12 protein-coding genes are annotated in these 17,522 nt (G+C 76.0%); 5 read left to right on the plus strand and 7 right to left on the minus strand.

The features are described 5' to 3' along the window. Window positions 1–44: 44 nt before the first annotated feature. Entirely contained in the window at window positions 45–1,925 is a 1,881-nt protein-coding gene (locus tag COUCH_RS16270; RefSeq protein WP_249612927.1) for an AfsR/SARP family transcriptional regulator, read from the plus strand. Here the strand turns inward: COUCH_RS16270 and COUCH_RS16275 are convergent, their stop codons facing one another. The 5 genes from COUCH_RS16275 to COUCH_RS16295 are packed head-to-tail and all read right to left on the minus strand — an operon-like array spanning window position 1,926 to window position 11,862. Beyond that, window positions 1,926–2,360, minus strand: coding sequence for an acyl-CoA thioesterase (locus COUCH_RS16275; protein WP_249612928.1), 435 nt, complete (start codon window positions 2,358–2,360; stop codon window positions 1,926–1,928). It abuts the gene before it with no gap. Next, window positions 2,357–8,011 (minus strand): type I polyketide synthase, encoded by a 5,655-nt coding sequence (locus tag COUCH_RS16280; protein WP_249612929.1) that lies wholly within the window; start codon window positions 8,009–8,011, stop codon window positions 2,357–2,359. The genes COUCH_RS16275 and COUCH_RS16280 overlap by 4 nt, the downstream gene beginning before the upstream one ends. Beyond that, a complete protein-coding gene (locus COUCH_RS16285) occupies window positions 8,008–8,973 on the minus strand; it encodes an enediyne biosynthesis protein UnbU (protein ID WP_249612930.1) in 966 nt (321 codons plus the stop codon). Before COUCH_RS16285 ends, COUCH_RS16280 begins: the two co-directional genes overlap by 4 nt. Window positions 8,974–8,998: 25 nt before the next feature. Beyond that, entirely contained in the window at window positions 8,999–10,888 is a 1,890-nt protein-coding gene (locus COUCH_RS16290) for a CRTAC1 family protein (RefSeq protein ID WP_275980111.1), read from the minus strand. Then, window positions 10,885–11,862 carry a DUF1702 family protein gene (locus COUCH_RS16295; protein ID WP_249612931.1) on the minus strand — a complete coding sequence of 326 codons (978 nt, stop codon included), beginning with the start codon at window positions 11,860–11,862 and terminating at the stop codon, window positions 10,885–10,887. The genes COUCH_RS16290 and COUCH_RS16295 overlap by 4 nt, the downstream gene beginning before the upstream one ends. A gap of 166 nt (window positions 11,863–12,028) precedes the next feature. Between COUCH_RS16295 and COUCH_RS16300 the strand changes: the two genes are divergently transcribed. Beyond that, window positions 12,029–12,679 carry a MerR family transcriptional regulator gene (locus tag COUCH_RS16300; protein WP_249612932.1) on the plus strand — a complete coding sequence of 217 codons (651 nt, stop codon included), beginning with the start codon at window positions 12,029–12,031 and terminating at the stop codon, window positions 12,677–12,679. An 8-nt stretch (window positions 12,680–12,687) separates the two neighbouring features. On the opposite strand, the gene COUCH_RS16305 is transcribed toward COUCH_RS16300, so the two are convergent. Together COUCH_RS16305 and COUCH_RS16310 are read right to left on the minus strand one after the other, a co-directional pair. Beyond that, window positions 12,688–14,049 carry an aminotransferase class I/II-fold pyridoxal phosphate-dependent enzyme gene (locus tag COUCH_RS16305; RefSeq protein WP_249612933.1) on the minus strand — a complete coding sequence of 454 codons (1,362 nt, stop codon included), beginning with the start codon at window positions 14,047–14,049 and terminating at the stop codon, window positions 12,688–12,690. Next, a complete protein-coding gene (locus COUCH_RS16310) occupies window positions 14,046–14,735 on the minus strand; it encodes a VOC family protein (RefSeq protein ID WP_249612934.1) in 690 nt (229 codons plus the stop codon). The genes COUCH_RS16305 and COUCH_RS16310 overlap by 4 nt, the downstream gene beginning before the upstream one ends. Window positions 14,736–14,897: 162 nt before the next feature. Between COUCH_RS16310 and COUCH_RS16315 the strand changes: the two genes are divergently transcribed. The 3 genes from COUCH_RS16315 to COUCH_RS16325 are packed head-to-tail and all read left to right on the plus strand — an operon-like array spanning window position 14,898 to window position 17,519. After that, window positions 14,898–15,413, plus strand: coding sequence for a hypothetical protein (locus tag COUCH_RS16315; RefSeq protein WP_249612935.1), 516 nt, complete (start codon window positions 14,898–14,900; stop codon window positions 15,411–15,413). Next, on the plus strand, window positions 15,410–15,985 hold the full coding sequence (locus COUCH_RS16320) for a copper resistance protein CopC (RefSeq protein ID WP_249612936.1): 576 nt from the start codon (window positions 15,410–15,412) through the stop codon (window positions 15,983–15,985). The genes COUCH_RS16315 and COUCH_RS16320 overlap by 4 nt, the downstream gene beginning before the upstream one ends. Further along, on the plus strand, window positions 15,963–17,519 hold the full coding sequence (locus tag COUCH_RS16325; RefSeq protein WP_249612937.1) for a phospholipase D-like domain-containing protein: 1,557 nt from the start codon (window positions 15,963–15,965) through the stop codon (window positions 17,517–17,519). Before COUCH_RS16320 ends, COUCH_RS16325 begins: the two co-directional genes overlap by 23 nt. Window positions 17,520–17,522 lie beyond the last annotated feature (3 nt).

Below are 17,522 nucleotides of genomic sequence, written 5' to 3' on the forward strand. Positions count from 1 at the left end.
CCCACACCCAAGGTCCACGGTAGAAGGTCAACGGGAGCAAGCCCATGTCCGATTCCAGGGCGGCCCTGCGCGTCGACGCCCTCGGCTCGCTGGAGGTGCATCGCGGCCCCGTGCCGGTCGACCTCGGGCCGGCCAAGCAACGCGCGGTGTTCGCGGTGCTGGCGCTGCACGCCGGGCACACGGTCTCGATCGAGTCGATGCTCGACGTCGTGTGGGGCGCCGATCAGCCGGTGAGCGCGCGCCAGCTCGTGCACACGTACGTCGCGCGGCTGCGCCGGCTGCTCGAGCCGGAGCTGCCACCCCGCGCGCGCAACCACATCATCAGCTCGGCGACGGGCGGCTACCGGCTCACCCTCAACCAGGAACTGGCCGACGTGACCCGTTTCGGGCAGCTGTTCCGCGAGGCCCGGCAGCACCTGTCGGCCGGCGACACCGTCCGGGCGTTCGAGCTGCTCGGTGAGGCGATGCGGTTGTGGCGTGACCCGGACCTGACCGAGCTGTCCACGCTGCTGCAGACGCCGGACATGCTCGACCCGCTGCGCCGCATGTGGTGCGACGCGGCGCTGGACTACGTCGGCACCGGCCTCGACCTCGGTGAGGCGTCGCTGGTGCTGCCGGTGGCGCGGCGGCTCGCCGAGAGCGAGCCGATGAACGAGATCGCCCAGGCGCGGTACCTGGCGGCGCTGGAGCAGACCGGCCGGCGCGCGGCCGCCATCCAGCACTTCAACAACATCCGCGTGATCCTCAGCGCCGAGCTGGGGGTGCCACCGGGCGCGCAGCTGTCGGAGGCCTATCGCAAGGTGCTCGCCGGCGGGGCGGCCGGAGTGCCCCGGCGGCACACCACGGCCGTCGCGGACCCGGCCCGCCCGCCGTGGCGGGGGCCCGGCCCGGGGCTGGGCGAGCTCATCCACCGCGACCGGGACCTGCAGGCCGTCCGGCGGCTCCTCGCCGAACAGCGCCTTCTCACGATCACCGGGCCACCGGGCTGCGGCAAGTCGGCGCTGGCGCTGGAGGCGGCGGCCCGGCTGCGCGACGACGTCACGGGCGGCGTGGTGGTGCTCGAGTGCTCGCGCATCGCCGCCCCGCACGGCCTCGCGCCCAGCCTCACCGCCGCGCTGGACGGCGTCCCGGACGTCGACACACCGTGCCGGCTGGTCCGCGCCCAGCACGTCCTGGTGCTGCTGGACAATGTGGAGCACCTGATCGACGCGACCGTGGCGGTGGTCGAGGACGTCGTACGGAACTGCCCGAACGTGTCCGTGGTGGTGACCTCGCGCGAGCCGCTGGGGCTGCCGTACGAGGCGGTGTGGCGGCTGCACACGCTGAGCCCCACGGAGAACGGGTACGCCTCGCCCGGCCGCCCGCCCGCGGTGCGGCTCTTCGCCCGGCGCGCCGGGCAGGTCTGCCCCGGCTTCCGGCTGGGCGCGGACAACGCCCTCGAGGTGGCCGCGCTCTGCCGGCAGCTCGACGACCTGCCGCTCGCCGTGGAGATGGCCGCCGAGTGCCTCGCGATGCAGACCCTGGACGAGCTCGTCCGGCGCCTGGACAACCCGCTGCACGAGCTGCAGCCGCCCCGCCGCTGCCAGCCGGTGCACCACCGGTCACTGCGGGCCGCGTTCCGGCGCAGCCTGGAGTGCCTCGACGCGCCCGAGCGCTGGTGTTTCGCGCGGCTGAGCACACTGCCGCGGCACTTCCGGCTGGCCGCCGCGGAACGGGCGTGGGCGGGTGCCCGGTACGGCCCCGTCGACGCCCGGCTCATGCTCACCTCCCTGGCGGACAAGTCCCTGCTGATCGTGCGCCACGACGCGGCGGGGCCGGCGTACGGGATGCTCGGCCTGCTGCACCGCTTCGCCGTGGAGGTGCACCTCGCGGAGCTCGGCAGGGACGACGTGCTGCGCGCCTCGCCCGTCACCGGTGGCGGCTGACTACGGCCGTACGCCCGGCGCGTAGCGGCTCAGAGCCCGGCCCAGCTCCTCCGGCACGGGTACGGACTCCAGCCCGCCCGGCCCGCGCCGCATGCACGCCACGCTCTGCCGGCCGCGAGCCAGCAGCTCCGGCGTGGGGGTGCTGCTGCGCACGTAGTCGAAGCCCATGGCGACCCGGTTTCCGGCGATCCTGTCGAGTCGCATCCGGACCTCGATGCGGTCACCGGCGAAGCTCTCCGCGTAGAACTCGGCGGCACAGTCGACGGTCACCAGCACCAGCCCGCTGGTGAGCGCCGCCAGCACGCCCGGCGCGTGGTCGGCCAGGAACTGTTCCCGGCAGTGCCCCTGCCAGCGCAGGTAGTGGGCGAAGTAGACGTTGCCGACCAGGTTGGTCTCGTCGAAGGTCACCCGGTGCTCGTAGACGTAGACGGTCACGGCAGCTCACCCACCCCGGCGCAGATCGCGACCCGCCCGGCCGTGGTGTCCAGCACCCGGCCGGCCAGCGTGTACCGCCCCGAGACCAGAGTTCCGGGGTCGTCGGTGAGCAGCAGCGGGTCCCCGGCGGGCCGGCCCAGCTTGGCGAGCGCCTCGCGGGCCGTCCACACCCGGTAGCCCGCGCCGTGCGGATCGGTTCCGGCGAGCCGGGCCAGCTGATCGGCCAGTTCCCGGTCGGCCGCGCCGAGCGGCGCCGGCGCTCCGCCGACGGCCTCCCAGTCCACCGCGACCCGGCCGGGGCCGGCCCCGACCAGCACGTACGCCCCCAGGTGGCTGGCCGACACCGTGCCGGGACCGGTGCCGACGAGCCGCCCGTCGGCCGCGTGGGTCGCCGGTGCACCCGCCAGCCAGCCCGCCACGGCAGCCGTGCGGCCGGGGTCCTCCCGGTCACCCCGGGCCACCGCCAGGTCGACGTCGCGGTACGCGGCCCGCCGGCTCAGATCCCGCGCGAGCAGGGCGCCCACCACCTCCACCGGCCACGGCCCGGGCTCGACGGCGCCGACCGCGCGCAGCGCCAGGCCGGACCACTGCTCGACCGGTGTCCCGTCCGCGTCCAGGACCAGCAGGTCGAAGACGTACCCGTCGTCGCTCTCCGCGCGTTGCCGGGCGTGCACGGTCAGCCGCCCCTGCGGGCGCCGGATCATCCGGATCCGCCCGGCGCCCGTCGGCAGCACCCGCCGGCCGGGCACGCAGACCTGCAGAAGGTGCAGGAAAGCGTCGCGGACGCCCGGATCTCCCAGCTCCAGCCGCTGATCCAGGAACTCGCCGAACCACCGCCCCCGCGGGTCGGCGTCGACCACCGCCACGCACCGCCGGGCGGCGACCGCCTGGTAACCGGCCACCCGCCGGAACCGCGGCCCGTGGAAGAACAGCGGCCCGTAGAGGTGACGCGCGGGCAGGAGCGGGCCGGTGAGCGGCTCGCCGGGGGCGGCCTCCGGCGGGTCCGGGGCGGTGACGCCGTACCGGGCCCGGAAGTGGTCGGCCGCGAAGCCGGTCTCGTCGCTGCGCAGCGCCACGTCGACCGTGCCGTCCTCGCGTGCCAGCGCCGCCGTCCGCACGGTCCGCGGCTCGCGTTCCGGAACGGTGACGGGACGGGTCAGGGCCACGTCGCAGAAGACCCGCGGTGCGTCACGGTGCACCACCGCGGCGGCCTGGGCCATCGCCTCGAGGCCGAACACCGCGGGCAGGACGACGGTGCCGTCGATCCGGTGGTGATCCAGGTACGGGTCGGTGCCGAGCGACAGGCCGGCGCCCGCGACGACCTCGACGCCGGGCGTGGCCGTCAGGGGCTCGGCCAGGAACCTGCCGCCCGGCGGGCCGGCGTCGGCGCCGCACCAGCGCAGCGTGGGCGCCGCCGGGGTCCGTCCGGCCACCACCACGACGGGCGGGGTGGGGACGCCGCCGAGCAGCCGCAGCAGCCAGGCGGTCGCCTCCGCGGGCGGGATCGGGCTCAGGCCCTGCCGGGAGAGGCTGTCCAGTACGCCGAGGCCGACGCCCATGCCGGCACCGGACCAGGCCGACCACTCCACGGCCAGCCACCGGACGCCGGGCTCGGCCACGGCCAGGTCCGCGCACCGGCGGGCGAGCCACTCGTTGGCGACGGCGTAGTGCGCCTCGCCGGGCAGGCCGATGCGGGCGATCAACGAGCTGAACGCCACGGCACAGCGCAGCCGCGATACGTCGATCGCGGCGAGCACGGTGTCGAAGCCGGTCACCTTGACGGCCACCGCCTGCGCCAGCGCGTCCGGTGTCAGGCCGGGGATGCGGACGGGAACGTTGATCCCGGCCGCGTGCAACAGCATCCGTACCGGACCGTGCTCGCGCCGCAGCGCCGTCATCGTCGCCGTGACCGCCGCGGCGTCGGCCACGTCGACCCGGTGGTACGTGACCGGGGACCCCGCGGCGGCCACCCGGCGGAGCGTGGCGCGGACCGCCTCGTCGGATTCCGGGCTGCGGCCGAGGAGCGCCAGGTGAGCGCCGGTGGCCTCGGCCAGGGCGACCGCACACTCGGCGCCGATGCCCTTGGCGCCGCCGGTCACCACGCAGAGCTCGCCGGCGCCGGCCGGGAGCGGTCCGGCGTCCGGGGCCGTCAGGGGAGCGAGCACCGGCACGGTACGCGCACCGTCCGTGTCGTATCCCACCTCCGCGTAGTCGGCCGGCGGCCGGCGGGCCTCGGCGGCGGCCAGGGCGATCCCGTGCCGGTCCGGCGCGGTCTCGACCACCAGCACCGCCGCGTCCGGGCGCTCGGCGGCGAGGCTGCGGCCCAGCGCGGCACCCACGCCGCCGTGGTGCAGCACCACCACCGGCAGCCCGTCGGCGATGCCGCGCTGCAACGCGCTCACGAGCTCGGGCAGCGGCGTCGCGTCGAGGCCGGGCGGCAGGGCGATCAGCCGGGTACGCGTACCGCCCGGCTCGTCGCGGAACGCCTCGCGGATCGCCGTACCGAGCGGGTGCCGGGCGAGGTCCCCGACGATCTCCCAGGTACGCGGCACCCCGGGTCCCGCGGGCCGGGGCTCGGCGAGCCGGCGCGGGGCGAAGGCACGTACCCAGCCGGCCACCCCGGCGACGGGCGGTTCGGCGGTGTCCGCGGCCGGCAGCGCCGCGACGACCTCGGCGAGCTCGGCGACCGTGGCGGTGGCGAGGCTCAGCGGCGCCGCCGGCATGGCTCGGCCGAGGCGGGCCGCCACGTCCCCGGCGAGCCGGCCGACGAGCAGCGAGCTGAGGTGCAGGTCGGCCAGGAGCCGGGCACCGGACGGGACCGCCGCCGGATCGAGCTCGCACGCGTCCGCGACCGCCGCCACGGTCGCCGCGAGCGGCTCGGCCTCCTCATCGGCCGGGCGGGGCTGCACGGTGTCCGCCGGCTCCGGCACGGCGTCGTCCACCGCGGCGGCGTCCACCTCGGGCACGGCGGTCTCGCAGGCACCGACGAGGACGTCGGGGCGGTGGCCGAGCTCGAACGGGCGGGTGAAGCGGCGGGCGTACCAGGGCACCACGGTCCCGCACCGGCCGGCGGCGAACAGGGCGGCGGTGACCGTGGCGACGCCGGCGGCCGAGGGCGATCCGGCGTCCATCGCGACCGCGCGGCCGCCGGTCAGGCCGGTCAGCAGGTGCCCGGGTCCCACCTCGACGAAGAGCCCGGCCCGGCACCGGTCCAGCGCCTGACGGAAGCGTACGGGCGCGGTGAGCTGACGGACGAGCAGCTCGACGGCGTCCTCGGCGGCGAACCAGTCGCCGGTGACCGTCGAGACGAACCGGCGTTGCGCGGGACGCCACGGCACGGCTGCCGCCGCCTCCTTGAGCCGGTCCGCGGCCGCAGCCATCGCGGGGGAGTGGAACGCGTGCGCCACCGGCAGCAGACCCGCCCGGATCCCGGCCGCGGCCGCCCGCTCGAGGACCCGGCGCAGCTGCGCCCGGTCACCGGAGACGACCAGCTGCCGGGGGCCGTTGTCGGCGGCGACCACGACGTCGGTGCCGGCCAGCAGCGGGGTCAGCTCCTCCTCGGTGGCCTCGAGCGCGGCCATGCCGCCGGAGACGGGGTCGGCCTGTGCCATCGCCGCGCCACGGGTGCGGGCGAGGTCGTACGCCTCGTCCTCGTCCAGGGCGCCCGCCCAGACCAGGGCGCCCAGTTCGCCGAGGCTGTGCCCGACCGCCTCGTCCGCCTCGGCGCCGAGCGCGTCCAGCCAGCGCAGGCCGGCCAGGGTGGCGCGCAGGATCGCCGGCTGGGCGACGGCCGTGCCCACCGGACCGCCCGGCGGGGCGGCCACCGGCAGCGCACCGGCGTACGCCGCCGGCACCTCGTCGAGCAGGTCCCCGAGCGCGCCCGCGTCCGGGTAGCAGGGCGCGGCCTGCCCGGGGAACAGCAACGCCACCCGCAGCCGGCCCTCGGCGAGGAACAGGCGCCGCGCCGGATCGACGATCTCCGGATCGCCGGCCGCCAGCCGGGTCAGCGCGTGCTCCGCGGCCGCCGCCAGCTCATTGGGTGAGGCCACCGCGGCGGCGAACCGCACCGGGGCGTCGGGTGGCTCGGTACGGGCCAGCCCCGCGCCCAGGTCGCCCAGCTCGGCGCGGGACATCGCGGCGGCCGCGTCCCGGACCGACGTCAGCTTCGCGGCCAGGGCCCGGCGATCGGCCCCGGTGCAGACGATCACCTCGTGGCTCGGGTGCCGCCCCGCGAGGTGCCGCTCGGCCGGGTGCAGCCGCCGTCCCGCGCCGCCCGGCCCGCCGAGGACGACGTGGGCGTTGATGCCGCCGAAGCCCATCGCGCTGACCCCGGCGTACCGCTCGCCGGCCGGCCACGGGCGCGCCTCGCCGAGGACCGTCAGGCTCGCCTCCGGCCCGCAGAGCAGCGGGTGCGGCTCGGCGCATCCCGTGGTGGGCGGCAGGACGCCGCGATGCACCGCCAGGGCCGCTTTGAGCAGGCCCGCCACCCCGGCCGCCGCCTTGGTGTGCCCGATGTTCGCCTTGATGCTGCCGAGGGCGGCCCGGCGCGGGGTCCGGCCGCGGACCTCCAGCAGCGCCCGCAGTTCCGTGCTGTCGCCGACCTCGGTGCCCGTGCCGTGGCCCTCGATCAGGGCCGCCTCGGCGGGGTCGAGGCGGGCGTGCTCGTACGCGCGGCGCAGCGCGAGCAGCTGCCCGGCGGCCTCCGGCCGGATCAGGCCGCCGTGGCCGTCCGACGACGTGCCCCAGCCGAGCAGGTACGCGTACGCCCGCAGCCCGTGCCGCACGGCGAAGTCCTCGCGGCACAGCACCACCAGCCCGCACCCCTCGCCCGGCAGGAACCCGGTGGGCCGGCGGTCGTACACCCGCATCTCGTCGCGGGCCAGCGCCCCCGCCCGGGCGAACCCGACGAGCTCGAACGGGTCCAGGCTCAGATCCACCCCGCCGGCCAGCGCCACGTCGAGCCGCCCGGCGTCGACCGCGTCGGCGGCATGCGACACCGCCAGCAGCGACGAGGCGCAGGCCCCGTCCACCGTGTACCCGGTGCCGTGGAAGTCGAAGTGGTTGCAGATCCGCCCGGCGATCGTGTTCGACAGCGCGCCGGCCAGGGTCTCGTCGGTCGGCGCGGGGAACGGTTCCTTGTAGCGGCGCTCGACGGCCCGCAGCAGCGCCGCCCGGTCGTCGGGGCCCAGCGGGGATTCGGCCAGCGCGGCGAGCACGGTGCGGCGCACGTACGGCCACCGCGTGCGCAGCGCGGCCGCCCGGGAGAACTCACCGGTCAGCGAGTTGCCCAGGATCACGCCGACCCGGCTCGCGTCGAGGCCGTCGCCGTCCGGGAAGCCGGCGTCCGCGAGGGCGGCGGCGCTCACGTCCAGGGCGAGCCAGTGCGCGGTGTCCGCGGCGCGGTACGCCGGTCCCGCCACCCGGAAGCGTTGCCGGTCGAAGTGCCAGCCGGTGAGCAGCGCGGCGTGCGTGACGTAGGTCTGGTCGGCGCCGTCGCCGCCGTAGTCGGCCAGTGGCAGGCGCTCGGGCGGCATCCGGCGGAACGCGGCACGCCGCGCCATCACGCTCTGCCAGAGCCGGTCCGGCCCCGCGGCGTCGGGGTAGCGGCAGGCCAGGCCGACGACGGCGATGCGCCGGGACCCGGGCGTCATCTGACCGGTACGGCCGTGCGCCCGCCGACGGTCGCCACGGCCGGCGCGGTGGCCTCGGCCTGGCGGCCCGGCTCGGCGCGCCCGGCGCCGCGCAGCGATCGCGCCCAGGTGAGCACGAAGCGACCGGCGCAGACGATGGTGAGCGCGTAGAACAGGCCGAAGGTGATGCCGGCGACCACCAGCGCGCCGTAGACGAGCGCGGTGGTGAGCCCGAACACCACCTGGTCCCGCGGCCGGCCCGGGGTCGTGCCGGGGTCGGTGATCATGTAGTTGGTGAACAGGATGAACGCGACGCCGGTCATGGTCAGCAGCGCGGAGGCGGGCGCGTGGCCGAACAACAGCGCCCGCAGCACCGCCTGCAGCACGAAGCCGCCGGCCCAGGCGGCGATCAGCGGCATCCGGCCGGTGAGCCTGCCGTTGATCATCGAGCCGGCGACCAGGATCGCGCCCGGCAGCAGCCAGTCGACGACCGAGCCGACGTTCTCGGTGAACTCGTACGGTGGCGCGATGGCGACGCTCGTGCTGAACAGCACCAGGGTGGCGCTGATGCCGAGGTTGCTCGGGTTGAACAGGTGCCGGGGCTGACCGCCGATCCGCAGGCGCAGCACGTACTTGCCGCAGATCGCCACGGTCACCGCGAACACCGTCGGCAGCAGGCGCTGGTTGCCGTAGAGCAGCATCGCGCAGGCCAGCGCCGCGATGTGCGCGGGCAGCAGGAACGTCACGAGGTTGCCGGGCGAGCCGCCGTAGCGCACCGGGCGCCCGTGCCCGCGGGCGTCCACCCACTCCAGCAGCAGGCTCAGGGCGTACGCCGTCAGCAGCGCCACGACCGGCGTGAGGTACGCCTGCTCGAAGCCGAGCAGCAGGTGTCCCACGACGGTGAACACCGTGATCGACACGGCGAACCGGCGGAGCGCCGTGATGCCCTTCGGGGTCCGGTTGGGAATGGTCGGTTGCGCCATCGGAAGGCTCCTCGGCTCTGTCCCGTCACGCCAGCACGAGGTCGTGCCAGCCGGGGGAGAGGGACGTGGTGGTGGTGTGCGGGCCGGACGCGTCACGCCACGTGACCGTGACCGGGACCGGCGTGCCCGCTGCGGCGCCCAGCCCGAAGAGCAGCTCCGGGCCGTTGACGCCGGTGTGGCCGTTGGCGGGGAACAGCTGCTGGCGCAGGACCCTGCCGTCGGCGCGGGTGACGGTGACCGCGGCGCCGATCGCCGGCCGCGGGTGACCGCCCGGCGCGGCGGCCGGCAGCAGCGGGCGCAGCCCGAGGTACGCCCCGGCCGGCCCGGTGTTGCGCAGGAACTGCGACCGGGCCCACTGGTTCGCGATGAGCACGTCGGCGCGGCCGTCGTGGTCGACGTCGGCGACGGCGATGCCGCGGCTCGGTCCCGCGTTCGCGATGCCCAGACGCTCGCCGATGTCGACGTAGCGCCCGTCGGCGTCGCGGACGAGGAACGGGTCGCGCTGGTGCCCGGCGATGTCGGTGCCCGGCCCGAAGTTCGGCCACGCCCACGGGAAGCGCAGCACGTCGTCGTTGGTCATGGCCAGCTCCTGCAGCTGCGGCCAGTCGTTGCCCCGGCCGGCGACGAAGCCGACCGCCTGGATCAGCTCGTCGGTGCCGTCGTTGTCGAAGTCGGCCGCCTTGACGTCCCAGCCCCAGCCGCTGCGCGACAGCCCGAGCGGCTCGCTGCGGTCCGTGTACGGGGCCGGCCGCCCCCGGATCGGGCCGGTGCCGGTGCTCACGTACGCGAAGTTGCTCTCCTGCAGCCCCCACTGTGTGGTGATGTTGCTGACCACGATGTCGGGCCGGCCGTCGGCGTTGAGGTCGGGGAAGGCCACGCCCATGCTCTTGAAGGAGTCGTTGCCGATCACCTTCGACTTCGGCATGCTCGCCGAGCGCCGCCCGCGCAGCTCGGTGAACGCGATGTGCCCCGGCGTGGACCGGTTGTCCAGCAGGTGGTCGCGGCCGAAGTCGTTCGCCGTGTACAGCTCGGGCAGGCCGTCGCCGTCGAGGTCCTGAGCGCCGAAGGCCAGCGTCCACGACCGCGCCTGGTCGTCCGGGAACGCCGCGGAGGCGTCGGCGTAGCGCGGGAGCGGCACCGGCCCGGTGCGGTCGACGTGGTCCAGGCGCAGGATCCGGTTGCGGCCGCCGTTGGTGGCGTTCGACATCGAGTCCTGCATCCGGATGAGCGGGTCGTCGTGCGCGCTCGCGTCGAGCACCCGGGCGCCGTCCGGGAAGTAGTTGCCGATGAGCAGGTCGAGGTGCCCGTCGCCGTCGAGGTCGGCGAGGTCGGCGGTGGTGCTGTTCCAGATCTCGCCGGAGCCGCCGGTGACGTCGAAGGCCCGGAACGCGGTGGCCGCGAGCGTGGTTCCCGGCACCCGCAGGAACGCCAGCGGCGTGCGGCCCCAGAAGTAGACCAGCACGTCGGTGAGGCCGTCCTCGTTGAGGTCGCCCGGCATGCAGCCCATCGGGGCGACGGCCGCGGGCACGTTCCCCGGTGGGCCCGGCACCAGCGGGAAGGCGGCGTACCGGGCGCCGGTGCCGGGAGCCGGGAGGACCGTCACCGCGTCGTCGCGCGGGTCGACCAGGCACACGTCGTCGGGCCGGGCGTTGCCGTCGAGGTCGGCGAGGCCCGCCGACGCGCCCACGGCGGAGATCCAGGCCCGGATGTGCCGCAGGGCGGGCTCCACGGCCCGTTCGGTACGCGCCGCGGGCGGATCGCCGTTGACGTCGGTGATCGCCCAGGAGAACCGCCGTGCCAGCGCGTCCGGGTCGCCCGCGGCGGCCGGTGCCCGGGTGGCCCAGCCGACGCCCACGCACAGCGCGATCGCCAGGGCGGGGGCCAGGGCCGGGCGCAGGTCCCACCGGCGGCTCATGACGGCCTGCCCGGCTGCACCGCGGCGGCCGTCGCCTGGACGCGCTGCCGCCAGGCCCGGTAGTCCTCGGCGCCGGCGCCCGGCCGGTCCAGCCCGCGCCGCGCGTCCCACGTCCACCCGGCCGCCCGCTCCGGCGAACCCCCGGTGAGAACCTCGGCCGCCACCGCGGCGTGCGGCGGGGTGTACGCGCACAGCCGCCACGCCTCGGCGCCGAACGCGCAGCCCTGGGCCAGGGCGTCCCGGTGGCCGGCGGCGCGGTCGTACAGCTCGGCGTAGACCGGGTCGTCGACCCCGCCGGCGTAGGTCGCGGCGAGCGCCACCCCGCTCCACGCGTCGCCGCGGTGCCGGACGGGCAACGCTGCCACCGACGCGGCGACGGCCGACGGGTCGCCGCAGGCGCGGAACCACAGCGCCCGTCCGAAGCCCTGGTAGCGGATGTCGCAGGTGGCGGGGCAGGTGCCCGGGTGGTCGCTCCAGCGGTTCAGGGCGCGGGGTGAGGCGAAGAACGCCGTGCAGAAGCCCATCCCGTCGTACGCCAGCCAGCGCAGCAGGGGCGCCCCGGCCCCGGTCCGGCCGAGCCGGCCGCGGCGCAGCTTCGCCAGCGCCCAGCCGGCGCCCACGTGGATCAGATAGGCGTAGCGGTCGTCGTGCGCGGTGTGCAGCGCGGCCGATCGGGGTGCGCCGGCCGGACGCAGGCTGTCGAGCAGCACGGCCGCCATGGCCGCACCCTCGGCGGCGAACCCGCGCCGTCCGGCCGGTACGGCGGACAGATCCGGCGGCTCGCCGGGCCGGGTGGCCAGCTCGGCGTGATAGCCGTCGAGGAAGGTCCGGGCCGCCGCCTCGAGGACCGTACGCGTCCGCGCGGGCCCGGTGCGGAAACCGCGGCGCTCGAAGTCCACCATCGACGGCGGCAGGCGCAGCAGCCGCCGCCAACCGGGCGCGGTCGCCGTCGCGAGCACTTCGGAGCCGGCCATGCGCGCCTCCCTGGGGTGCGGAAATGCGGGAAGCCTCGCAAACCCCGGTTGAGCACTTCTGTACTCGGCTATACGCCGGCTGGACCCAAACGCCGAGAAGAATGTGCCGTTGCCGCGTCGTACCCTGAGGTCGCGGCGCCTCCCGGCACCAGCTGGCGGTGAGAGCATGCGGATCGGTGAACTGTCGCGGCGGAGCGGCATCGTGATTCCGACCATCAAGTACTACCTGCGCACGGGCCTTCTCCCGCCGGGGGTGCCGAGGGCGCGCAACCAGGCCGACTACGGGCCCGGCCACCTGCGCCGGCTGAACGTGGTCGACGCCCTGCTCCGGGTCGGCGGCATGAGCGTTCCCGGGGTGCACGCCGTGCTCGCCGCGATCGACGACACCGCGACGTCCCCGGCCGGCCTGATCACCGCCGTCGAGGAGGCTGTCTCGGCGCGGCACCCCCGCGGCGTGGACGAGCGGTACGCAACCGCCGGCGCCCGGGTCGCCGCAACGCTGGACCGGCAGGGCTGGCACCCACCGGGTACGGCCCTGCGGGAGCGGCTGACCGAGGCGTGCGCGGTGGCGGACGTCCTCGACCTCACCGACCTGTGGCCGGTGCTCGACCGGTACGCGGCGACCGCGGCCGAGGCCGCCGGGAACGACCTGGCCGTGCTGTGGACGTACGCGACCCGCAGGCAGCTGGACCGCGACCCGGCGGACCCGGTGCTGCGGGAGGCCGTCGTCGTGGTGGCCGTGCTCGGCGCGGTCGTGCAGTCCGTCATGACCGGCATCGCGCGGCACGAGGCGCTGCGGCAGCTGCTCGCGGAGTAGCCGGCCGGTCAGGGCCCGAGGAGCTCGTGGAAGAGCGCGATGCGGCGGCCGGAGAGCGGCACGGTGAGGCGCAGCTGACCCGGCCGGGACGGCGTGAGGCCGCGGATGCCCCGGTCGGCGAGGAGGCGCCCCTGCGAGCCGTCCCCGTCGTGGATCACGACCCACGGGACGTCCTCGTGCCCGGGTACGACGGTCAGCCCGGCCTCGGCCAGGCGCCGGGTGAACGGCGGCTTCACCGCCCGGATCCGGGCCCGCAGGCCCTTCAGCACGTCCCCCGCGGCCAGCATGCCCAGCGCGGCCCGCAGCGCGAGTTCGCTGATCTGCAGCGGCGTCATCAGCTCGCGGACCCGGGCCTCCAGGCCGGGCGAGGCGACCGCGAACCCCGCCCGCAGGCCACCCCACGAGTACGCCTTCGTGAACCCGCGCAGCACCACGAGGTTGCCGGCGCCGGCGGCCACCGTGACCGCGCTGCCACCCGGCCCGAGGTACGGCGCGGCGCTCTCGTCGACCACGAGGGCCGGCACGGCGTGGGACGCGGCCACGATCTCGTCGAGCGCGTACGGCCGCCCGCTGAACCCGGGCTGGTCGAGAAGCAGCAGATCGGGACGGGTACGGGCGATCTCGCCGAGCAGCGGCGCGGCCGGCTCGGACATCACGTGGACCGTCGCGCCCCGGCGCACCGCCAGCGCCGGCAGGTCCGGGTGGGCGTACGCGGGGGTGAGCACGACGCCTCCCTCGGCCAGGTCGGCGAGGTCGCGCAGCAGGCCGCTCACGCCCGCGCCGAAGAACAGCCGTTCCGCCGGGACGGTACGGCCGAAGAAGCGGCTGACCACCGGCGCACCGCGGCGGCTGCCGAACGGATCGTCCACCGGGTAGTGCCCGGCCGCATCGGCGTCGAAAGCCCCGTCCGAGGCGAGGTCCGCCCACACCTCCGCGGGCGACGGGTCCATCCACTCCGCCTCGTCGTCGGCGTACCGCAGGTCCAGGCGGATGCCGGGCATCTCTTCGCCCCAGGCGGTCACCGCCAACGCCTCCGGCGGCGCCGGCAGTGGACGCGCGACGAGGCGTACGCCCTCGCCGGCGGGCTCGGTGTGCTCCACGGCGTAGCCGGCGCAGCGGACCAGCGCCGCGAGGTCCGCGGGGCACCGGAGCCGCTGCTCGACGATCAGGACGCCCGTGGGGCTCATCGCGCGCCGGATGTCGCCGAGCAGGCGCCGGTGGGCGGCCTCGCGACCCGGTGGGGGCCAGTCCGCGCAGACGACCGTGCCGGCACCCGCGAGGTCCGGCGCCGTACCGCCGGGGCCGGCCCGGACGACGCGGCCGCTGCCGTGGCGCGCCACGAACGCGCCCAGGTCGTCGTCCGTGCTCACCGGGAACCGGCCAGGATCGCGCGGACCGCCCGCCCGCTGTCCCACCGCAGCGCCGCCTCGGACGGCTCGTACAGGCACAGCCGGTGGCCGGACGGGTCGGTGAAGCGGATCGTCCACCCGATCTCCTTCGAGCCCACGTCGCGTCCCGAGTAGGTCAGCCCCCGGCCGGCGAGCTCGTCGCGGAGCTTCCGGATGTCGCCGGTGTGGAACACGAGCAGAGAGGTGTCGTGCCGGCCGGACGGCCCCGGTTCGAGCACGAGCGGCACGCCGGCGGTGCGGACCGTGGCGGTGGTCGCCGACCGGTCGCACTCCAGGCCGAGCACGTCCCGGTAGAACGCCACCGAGGCGCCGAGGTCGTCCGTCCGCAGGCGGAGCCCGGCCACCGGCTGCCCGGGGACGCCGAGCAGATAGTGGTGGCCGTGCGGGTCGGTCCGCGGCTCGGTACCCCCGGCGAACACGATGGTCAGGCCTTCGCCGGCGGCGGGAGCGAAGCGGCTCGCGGGGGAGAGGTTGAGCGCGAGGATCACGGTGCCGGCGTCGTACTTCACCACGCCGTGGCGGTGCCGCGGGTCGGGGTCGGTCTCCAGCACCGGCAGGCCCGCGTCCGACTCCAGGAACCGGCGCTGCGCGGCGAGATCGTGGGCCTCGAGGAAGACGTACAGCAGGGGATGGTCGCGCAGGGACACCGGCTCCTCCTCGTGGGCGTACGCCGGGAGCGTAGGAACGCCGGACCGGCGGCCGCTTCTCCGACGTTGCGAGGATCGGGGTTTGCGCAAGCGGGAAGAAAAGCGGCGGCCGGGTGCGTGCATAGCGTCAGACGACTTCGACGGCTCATCCGGGAGGTATTGATGGACACTCCCCGCTACCACAGAACGGCGCTGACCGCGTTCCTCGTCGTGGTGCTCGCGCACTGGGCGGAGCATCTCGTGCAGGCGTACCAGATCTGGGTGCTGCATTCGCCCCGCCCGCAGGCTCGGGGCGTGCTCGGCCAGTTCTTCCCGTGGCTGATCACCTCGGAGTGGCTGCACTACGGGTACGCGATCGTCATGCTGGCCGGGCTGTTCCTGCTGCGCCCCGGCTTCACCGGCCGGGCCCGGACGTGGTGGACGGTGGCCCTGGTCATCCAGTTCTGGCACCACATCGAGCACCTGCTGCTGCTGATCCAGGCGCAGACCGGGCACTACTACTTCGGCGGCTCGGTGCCGACCAGCGTGGCGCAGACCGTCTTCCCCCGCGTCGAGCTGCACCTCTTCTACAACTCCGTGGTGTTCGTACCCATGGTCATCGCCATGTACCACCATCTCCAGCCGGCGCCGGTCGCCGAGCCGGAGCCCGCCGCCGAGCCGGTGGCCGGCCCCCGATGAGGACGTGGCTCGCCGCCGGCGCGGCCGCCGCCCTCCTGGCGCTGCTGCCGTCACCCGCGCGTGCCGGCGGCCCGTCCGTCGTCGGCACCGATCCGCCCGACGGCGCCGCGCTGGCCGCGGCACCCGCCCGGGTCCGCGTGATCGGCTCGGCGGCGCCGGACCCCGCGCGGTCGCACCTCACCGTCCGCGACCCGCGCGGCCGCACGGTCGGCCCGGACACGACGCCGGAGGCCGCGGGGTACGAGCTCAGCCGGCCGGTCCGCCTCACCGGCACCGGGGTGTTCACGATGGTGTTCCACGTCGCGTTCACCGACGGCCGGGACGCCGCCGGCGAGATCCGGTTCAGCGTCGGCACCGGCGTCGCGCCTCCCGCCGTACGGCGCGCAGCGGCGGCGGCCGCCGGGCACGACCACGGCCCGGATCCGCTGAGCGCGGGGCTCCTGCTGCTCGACGGTGCCGTGGTGGCCGTGGTGGCCCTGCGGCTCGCCCTCGGCCGCCGCGGGATGCCGTCGGCGCGCGTCGGGCCCGCGCAGCATCTATCGTCGCCTGATGGGAGAAGCCGCCGCCGCTGACGCCCCGCTCGAGGATCTCGTCGGCCGGTACCTGTCGCGGGCGGTCCCGGTGCACCGCGAGGACTCCACGGCCGAGGTGATCGTCGACGGCCGGCCGTGGATGCTGCGGATGCGCGAGCTGATCCGTTCGACCGGCCCCGGCGACGCCGTGTACATCTGCGGTCTCCAGCTCGACCACGACATGGATCTGACCGGGCTCGCACCGGGCGACCCGGATCACGAACCCCTCGGTGAGCTGCTGGCCGCCTCGGCGGCGCGGGGGGTCGACGTGCGGGTGGTGCTCGCCGGCGCGGTCGTGGCCAGCAGCCTGGTGCACGTGCGGATGGGCCCGTTCCGGGACAACGTGCGCACCGCGTACCGGCTGCGGCACTGGCGTCCGGCCACGGCCCCGGCGGCGCCGCCCCCGCTGCGCGGCCGGGTGCTGCTGGACTGGTCCGGCTCCGGGCTCGGCTCCAACCATCAGAAGATGACCGTGGTCCGGCGCGGCGCCGAGATCACCGCGGCGCTCGGCGGCATCGACTACGTCGCCAGCCGGATCGACGAGGCCCCGCACCGGCGCCTCAGCGTGCGCGGCGGCCGGTGGGGATGGCACGACGCCGGGGCGATCCTGCACGGACCGGCGGCCGCCGACGTGTGGCGCGTCTTCCGCGTGCGCTGGGCCAACAGCGCCGCCCTGCCCCGGCGGCGGTTCCTGCGGGCGCCGCGGAGCCTGCCGCTGCTCAACCCCGCCGCGATCGACGCCGGGGTGCCGCCGGCCGCGCCGCAGCCCGTGCGGCCCGCGCCCGGCATCGCCGTGCAGATCCTGCGCTCGGTCGGACCCTGGTACGTCGACTCGCTCCTGCCGTGGGCGCGGCGGCACTACGCGTCGGTGCCGCCCGGCGGAGTTCAGGAGGCGTACCTGACGCTGGTGCAGGCGATCGGCGCGGCCCGGCGGTACGTCTACATCGAGGACCAGTACTTCCGCGAGTACCCCGGGGGCGACGACCGCTTCGGCCTGTACCCCCACCTCCGCGCGGCCGCCGCCCGCGGCGTGAAGATCATCCTGGTCGGCTCCGGCACGCGGGACCCGGCCGAGCGGGGCCGGCCGATCAACCGCGTGCTCACCAAGGACCTGCAACGACGGGTGATCGACCCGCTGCCGCAGTCGCTGCGCCGCACCGTGGGACTGTGGCGGGTGGAACACCTGACCGTGCACGCCAAAGTCGTGCTCGTCGACGACCGGTTCGCCGCCGTCGGATCGGCGAACTTCTTCAGCCGTTCCATGGCCGGGGTGGACACGGAACTCACCGTCGCACTGGTGACGAACGGGCCCGCCGTGCGCGATCTGCGGGTCCGGCTGTGGGCCGAGCACCTGCGCACGCCGGTGGACGATCCGGCGACGCGGGCCGCGCTCGAGGACCTCGACCTCGCCCTGGGCGCCTTCCGCCCCGAGTGGCTGCCCCCGCACGCTCCCGCCGGCACCTGGCGCCGCCCGGGGATGCCCGCCGGGTTCGCCCCGCAGGAGTCGGTGCTCACCCTGGTCGGCCCGCCCTGAGCC

The sequence above is a fragment of the Couchioplanes caeruleus genome, from assembly GCF_023499255.1.
Lineage (GTDB): Bacteria > Actinomycetota > Actinomycetes > Mycobacteriales > Micromonosporaceae > Actinoplanes > Actinoplanes caeruleus_A.

Bases quoted from the DNA above. Each gene is read 5' to 3' on its own strand.
- COUCH_RS16290 (WP_275980111.1), bottom strand. From the start codon at position 10,888: ATGAGCCGCCGGTGGGACCTGCGCCCGGCCCTGGCCCCCGCCCTGGCG.
- COUCH_RS16270 (WP_249612927.1), top strand. From the start codon at position 45: ATGTCCGATTCCAGGGCGGCCCTGCGCGTCGACGCCCTCGGCTCGCTG.
- COUCH_RS16325 (WP_249612937.1), top strand. From the start codon at position 15,963: ATGGGAGAAGCCGCCGCCGCTGACGCCCCGCTCGAGGATCTCGTCGGC.
- COUCH_RS16315 (WP_249612935.1), top strand. From the start codon at position 14,898: ATGGACACTCCCCGCTACCACAGAACGGCGCTGACCGCGTTCCTCGTC.
- COUCH_RS16280 (WP_249612929.1), bottom strand. From the start codon at position 8,011: ATGACGCCCGGGTCCCGGCGCATCGCCGTCGTCGGCCTGGCCTGCCGC.
- COUCH_RS16295 (WP_249612931.1), bottom strand. From the start codon at position 11,862: ATGGCCGGCTCCGAAGTGCTCGCGACGGCGACCGCGCCCGGTTGGCGG.
- COUCH_RS16300 (WP_249612932.1), top strand. From the start codon at position 12,029: ATGCGGATCGGTGAACTGTCGCGGCGGAGCGGCATCGTGATTCCGACC.
- COUCH_RS16320 (WP_249612936.1), top strand. From the start codon at position 15,410: ATGAGGACGTGGCTCGCCGCCGGCGCGGCCGCCGCCCTCCTGGCGCTG.
- COUCH_RS16285 (WP_249612930.1), bottom strand. From the start codon at position 8,973: ATGGCGCAACCGACCATTCCCAACCGGACCCCGAAGGGCATCACGGCG.